Origin of the sequence: Roseiarcus sp. (assembly GCF_052145395.1) — a bacterium.
Classification (GTDB): domain Bacteria; phylum Pseudomonadota; class Alphaproteobacteria; order Rhizobiales; family Beijerinckiaceae; genus Roseiarcus.
The window spans coordinates 1-4277 of sequence record NZ_JBKQOT010000307.1 but is presented as its reverse complement, the minus strand read 5'-3'; the positions used below and the strand labels follow the sequence as shown (position 1 = coordinate 4277).

The following is a 4277-nucleotide window of genomic DNA, read 5'->3' as shown; positions in this document are numbered from 1 at the left end:
GAAGGGTGAACGAGGTGCGCACGATATAGGGCGACTTCTAGGTGATCATCGCGGTCGCGGCGGCTGTGACGATCTCCGGGACCTTGGCCTCGGTCGCGATCGGCGCGGCCGCGAGCGCCAGCGGCGTCAGGCCGAAACCCATCAACACGGCGGCGTGATCATTGCCCACCAGCTCTTGCGCGAGGCGCTTGGTGACGTCGGCGGCGCCGGTGTCGTCCTTGACCTCGAGGACGATCTTCTTGCCGGCGACGGCGTCGCCGTGCTCATGGATATAGAGCTCGGCGCCAGCCCTTTCCTGCTTGCCGGTCGAAGCCGAGGGTCCTGTCATTGGCAGGATCAGGCCCACGGTCACGGTGTTGTCGTCGGCGAGCGCGGGGGCTGCGGCGAGCATCGCACACAAGGCGGCGCCGAGCGTCCAGCGTTTGACGGTCATGGTCCTTCCTCCCTCTCGGTTTCGAGCGTTTCGCGATTATGGTTTCGGCGCGAGGTTACCCGTCGCGATCGGGGAGCGGAAGAGCATCACGACTCTTTCGCGGGCAGGTGAGCAAGAATCCTGTCAGCAAGGACCCGATAGTCGGCCGCCTCCTCCGCGGTCGCCCGGAGCCCCAGTTCGCCGATCGCCTGCTGCCAGTCGACCGAGGCGCGCGACATCGCGGGGAAGAAGCCGAGCAGGCCCACGGTCAGCGCGACCTCCCGCATTTCCGCGGCGCGCCGGACCCCGTGCGTCATGACGCGCTCCAGCATGTGGGCCGCGCGTTTCTTCCAGTCGAAGCCCGGATAGGTGTCGTCGAGCGAGTCGAGGACGATCTCGATCACGCCCGCCTTCGTTCCTGCGAGCACGCATTCGGCGACCAGCGCCTCGAGTCCCTTCATCATGATCGAGCGGGTCATCTTGATCGCCGAGGACGAGCCGACCGGGCCGTCGTGGATCTCCGCGGCCATGCCGAGCCCTGCGAGCACGGGCGCCGCGGCCCCGGCGTGCGGACCGCTGATGAGAAGCGGCGTGCGATGGAGCCTCGGGTGGACGGGCGCCATGACCGCGACATCGACATAGCGGCCGCCCGCGGCGTCGACCGCCTTCGCCGTGCGTTCCTTGGTCTGCGGCGCGCAGGAATCGCAGTCGAAGAAGAACGCGCCCTTAGCGAGGCCGGGGATCGCCGCGACCGCCGCCTCGTGCGCCTGATCGGCCGTGACAACGGAGAAGACCGCGCCGGCGCCGGCGACCGCCGCGGGCGCGGTCGAGGCGCCGAAGACGTTCGCCCTGACGTAGTCCGCGCGCTTGCCTTCCCTCACCGCGGCGTCGGGCGAATCGGTCTTGATGTCATAGGCGGTGACGACGGCGGCGAAGCCCGGGACGGTGCGCCAGCCCGCCAGGAACGCCTGCGCCGCCTCGCCGAAACCGATGAACGCAATCGCGGTCGTCCCAGCGTTTTCCGCCGTCATGGCTCACCCTTGCGTTTCGGGCAAATGGACGAGCCCGTCGATCGCGGGCGAGGCCTTGATCTGGCAAGACAGGCGGCTGTTCGGCTTGACCTCGGCGGCGGCGATATCGAGCATCGCAAGCTCCCCCTCCTCCGCCGGCGGCAGATCCTTGAGCCGCGCCTCGTCAACGTAGCCGTGACGGCAGGCGCAGGCCATGGACCCGCCGCACTCGCCGACGGTTCCGTTGAAGTCGACATAGGTGATTTTCGCCATGAACGACTCCGAGGCGGGCGCGCCGATGTGTGTTAGTGGACCGCGAGTTCGAGCGCCAGAGGGCTCCTGGGAAGTCGAGGACGGCATCCACGGGAGCTGGTCGGCGACGCGGAGGTCGTGCACGAAGGGCTGACGCGCGAGGCTTGCCGGCGGCCCTGCTGGGTCGCGCCGCCGGCCGAAAAGCTTGCCGCCGAGCTCGGCTTTGACGACCCGGCCTATTTCAACCGCTACCGCTTCATCAGGCGCGGCACGGGACAGACGCCGCGCGCCTGGCGGGAATGGCGGCGCTGGGCGCCCATGAGGCGCCAAGCTATCGGAATCTGGCTTTTGGCCTCGGAAAGACCGGCTCTGCAGTCACACCGGGACGTTTTGCTGAAAGGATTTATTATCAACTGGAATATAAGCCCAGCTTCAAAAACCCGCTTTATAATGAATTATTTACCGCCTTAGAGGCCAAAATTTGCTTTAATCGGCCTAAGAGCCCGAATGTTGTCGCTTATTTCATGTAAACGAAGCCTTGGGCCACTTGCCTTTACCGGCCCGTTTCCCCCACGAAGAGGATCAGGACATGAGCCACCTGCGCTTGATCTTGACGGCGGCGGCGGCTGTCGGACTGTTAAGCTCCACGGCTTCCGCCCAGACCATCGCGACGATTGATGGCCACTATTACAAACTCGTTCCCCTGAAGAGGCCCTCGCCGAACGCCGAGGTCGTCACGGTCGTTCCCAATGAAGCGACAGCGAGCGTCCCCGCGAGTGCGAGTTGCCGAGTGACCACATTCCAGAATGGAGAATATGATCCGGAATGGGTCACCATGTGCGGTCCGCCATAAGACGCGCACCCCACGCTGGTATTTCAGGCGCCGCAGAAGGGATTTTGCTCGCGGCGCCTTTCACAAAGCCATTTTCCTTTTGAAATTTACCCGCTTGGGACGAATCGTTCGGTTTTGACCTCCAGCGCGCATGCGCGCCAGCCGGCTCGCTCGAGCCGAAAGCGGTCGGGCGGGGCTGGAAGTCGTGCACGATCGGCTGACCCGCGAGGCCTGCCGCCGACTCTACCGGGTTTGAACAACTCGCCAACGCCAACTCACCGCGCCTGCGCCGCGACCGGCTTCGCCACCGCCTCGACCTCCGTGCGCATCCAGCGATGCGCCGCGTCGTCGTGGTCGCGCCGGCTCCAGATCAGGAACATCGGCAGGATCGGGCAGGGGACGGGCGGGGCGGCGCTTGCAAGGTCCCGCAGGAGACCGAAGCGCAGGAGGCTCGGCGCGGTCGCCAGCCTATCGCTTCCGCGCAGGAAAGCCGGGACGCCCGCGAAGCCGGGGACCATCACGACGAACTGCCGTTTGATCCCCTTCGCGGCGAGATTCTCGTCGAGATCGAGCGTCCGGTGGGGCTGGTAGACGACCGTGACGTGGTCGGCCGCAAGGTATTCGCCCTTGCTGCGCGGCGCCGCCCGACGCGCGGAATCGTAGAACACCCGGTAGCGGTCCTCGAACAGGCGCTTCTGCATGATGTCCGCCCCTTCCGGCGGGCGCGGGCTGACAATGAGGCTGCACCGCTCCTCGCGCAGCATTTCCGGCGTCGGCGCGTCCGAGGGGATGATTCTCAGCGCCACCCCCGGCGCGCGTTGGCGCAGGCGCTGAAGCAGCGCGGGCAGAAGCGCGTCCCGCTGCAGGTCGTTGGCGGCGATGACGAAGGTCGTCCGCCAGCGCGCGGGATCGAAGGTTTCGGAATGGGCGAAGCGCTCGAGATCGCGCAAGAGGTCGCGCGCCCGGATCGCGAGAGCCTCGGCTCGGGCGGTCGCGACGATTCCGCGGCCCGACTTCACGAACAGCGGGTCGCCGACGATCGCTTTGAGCTTGCCCGCCAGGTGGCTCACCGCCGAATGGGTGACGCCGAGCCGGTGCGCCGCGCCCGTGACGGAGCCCGTTTCCACGATCGCCACCAGCAGGCGCAGCAGCCGGGCGTCGAGGTCTGACCAATCGAAATCGCTCATGCGATTCATGATGATCCATGCATTGCTTGTTGGCAACGGCGCCGATATTCGGTTGGGAAATCGTTATTATCGGGAGGGATGCAATGTCTGCGTCTCACGAGATTTTCGGTACGACGCCGTTCGACGGAACGGTCGCGATGCGCGGCTACGCGATCAACAAAATGTGCTTTTCCTTCAACAGCGCGCAAAATCGGGAAAAGTTCCGGGGCGACGAGGAGGCCTACATGCGCGCCTATGGCCTCAACGAGAACCAAGCCGAGGCGATCCGCAAGCGCGACGTGCTCGGCCTGCTCGATGCGGGCGGCAACGTCTACTACCTCGCCAAGTTCGCCGGCATTCTCGGCCTCGACGTGCAGGACCTCGGCGCGGCCCAGACCGGCATGACCAAGGACGCTTTCAAGGCGCGGCTCGTCGCCCAGAACGACCAGCCCGAAACGATCTGAGCGGAGGAACCCCAATGGCCAGAATCGTCGGCGGACTCGCCACCTCGCATATTCCCGCCATCGGCGGCGCGATCGCCAAGGGCCTGCAGCAGGAGCCCTACTGGAAGCCGTTCTTCGACGGCTTCGATCCGGCCCGCGAAT

Annotated in this window: 7 protein-coding genes and 1 pseudogene; 4 read left to right on the top strand and 4 right to left on the bottom strand. The window is 66.0% G+C overall.

Translation table 11 applies throughout. From position 1 onward, the window contains the following. Positions 1-37 precede the first annotated feature (37 nt). From ACLP25_RS10325 to ACLP25_RS10315, 3 genes are all read right to left on the bottom strand, one after another. Positions 38-433: an ABC transporter substrate-binding protein gene (locus ACLP25_RS10325; RefSeq protein ID WP_442469105.1), complete on the bottom strand. Its 396-nt coding sequence runs from the start codon at positions 431-433 to the stop codon at positions 38-40. Positions 434-519: 86 nt separating this feature from the next. Continuing rightward, on the bottom strand, positions 520-1443 hold the full coding sequence (locus tag ACLP25_RS10320) for a DUF1932 domain-containing protein (protein WP_442469104.1): 924 nt from the start codon (positions 1441-1443) through the stop codon (positions 520-522). Between the two features lie 3 nt (positions 1444-1446). After that, positions 1447-1695 (bottom strand): hypothetical protein, encoded by a 249-nt coding sequence (locus ACLP25_RS10315; RefSeq protein WP_442469103.1) that lies wholly within the window; start codon positions 1693-1695, stop codon positions 1447-1449. Positions 1696-1973: 278 nt separating this feature from the next. Between ACLP25_RS10315 and ACLP25_RS10310 the strand changes: the two genes are divergently transcribed. Further along, positions 1974-2204 carry a hypothetical protein gene (locus tag ACLP25_RS10310; protein ID WP_442469102.1) on the top strand — a complete coding sequence of 77 codons (231 nt, stop codon included), beginning with the start codon at positions 1974-1976 and terminating at the stop codon, positions 2202-2204. 59 nt (positions 2205-2263) lie between these two features. Next, entirely contained in the window at positions 2264-2527 is a 264-nt protein-coding gene (locus ACLP25_RS10305) for a hypothetical protein (protein WP_442469101.1), read from the top strand. Positions 2528-2781: 254 nt separating this feature from the next. Here ACLP25_RS10305 and ACLP25_RS10300 read toward each other — a convergent pair whose 3' ends face one another. Continuing rightward, positions 2782-3702 (bottom strand): LysR family transcriptional regulator, encoded by a 921-nt coding sequence (locus ACLP25_RS10300; RefSeq protein WP_442469100.1) that lies wholly within the window; start codon positions 3700-3702, stop codon positions 2782-2784. Between the two features lie 74 nt (positions 3703-3776). Between ACLP25_RS10300 and ACLP25_RS10295 the strand changes: the two genes are divergently transcribed. Both ACLP25_RS10295 and ACLP25_RS10290 read left to right on the top strand, forming a co-directional pair. Next, complete coding sequence (locus ACLP25_RS10295) at positions 3777-4136, top strand: protocatechuate 4,5-dioxygenase subunit alpha (protein ID WP_442469099.1); 360 nt, start codon at positions 3777-3779, stop codon at positions 4134-4136. Between the two features lie 14 nt (positions 4137-4150). Further along, a pseudogene (locus tag ACLP25_RS10290) lies at positions 4151-4277 on the top strand (protocatechuate 3,4-dioxygenase); the annotation flags it as partial.

Bases quoted from the DNA above. Each gene is read 5' to 3' on its own strand.
- ACLP25_RS10300 (WP_442469100.1), bottom strand. From the start codon at position 3,702: ATGAATCGCATGAGCGATTTCGATTGGTCAGACCTCGACGCCCGGCTG.
- ACLP25_RS10295 (WP_442469099.1), top strand. From the start codon at position 3,777: ATGTCTGCGTCTCACGAGATTTTCGGTACGACGCCGTTCGACGGAACG.
- ACLP25_RS10320 (WP_442469104.1), bottom strand. From the start codon at position 1,443: ATGACGGCGGAAAACGCTGGGACGACCGCGATTGCGTTCATCGGTTTC.
- ACLP25_RS10305 (WP_442469101.1), top strand. From the start codon at position 2,264: ATGAGCCACCTGCGCTTGATCTTGACGGCGGCGGCGGCTGTCGGACTG.
- ACLP25_RS10310 (WP_442469102.1), top strand. From the start codon at position 1,974: ATGGCGGCGCTGGGCGCCCATGAGGCGCCAAGCTATCGGAATCTGGCT.
- ACLP25_RS10315 (WP_442469103.1), bottom strand. From the start codon at position 1,695: ATGGCGAAAATCACCTATGTCGACTTCAACGGAACCGTCGGCGAGTGC.
- ACLP25_RS10325 (WP_442469105.1), bottom strand. From the start codon at position 433: ATGACCGTCAAACGCTGGACGCTCGGCGCCGCCTTGTGTGCGATGCTC.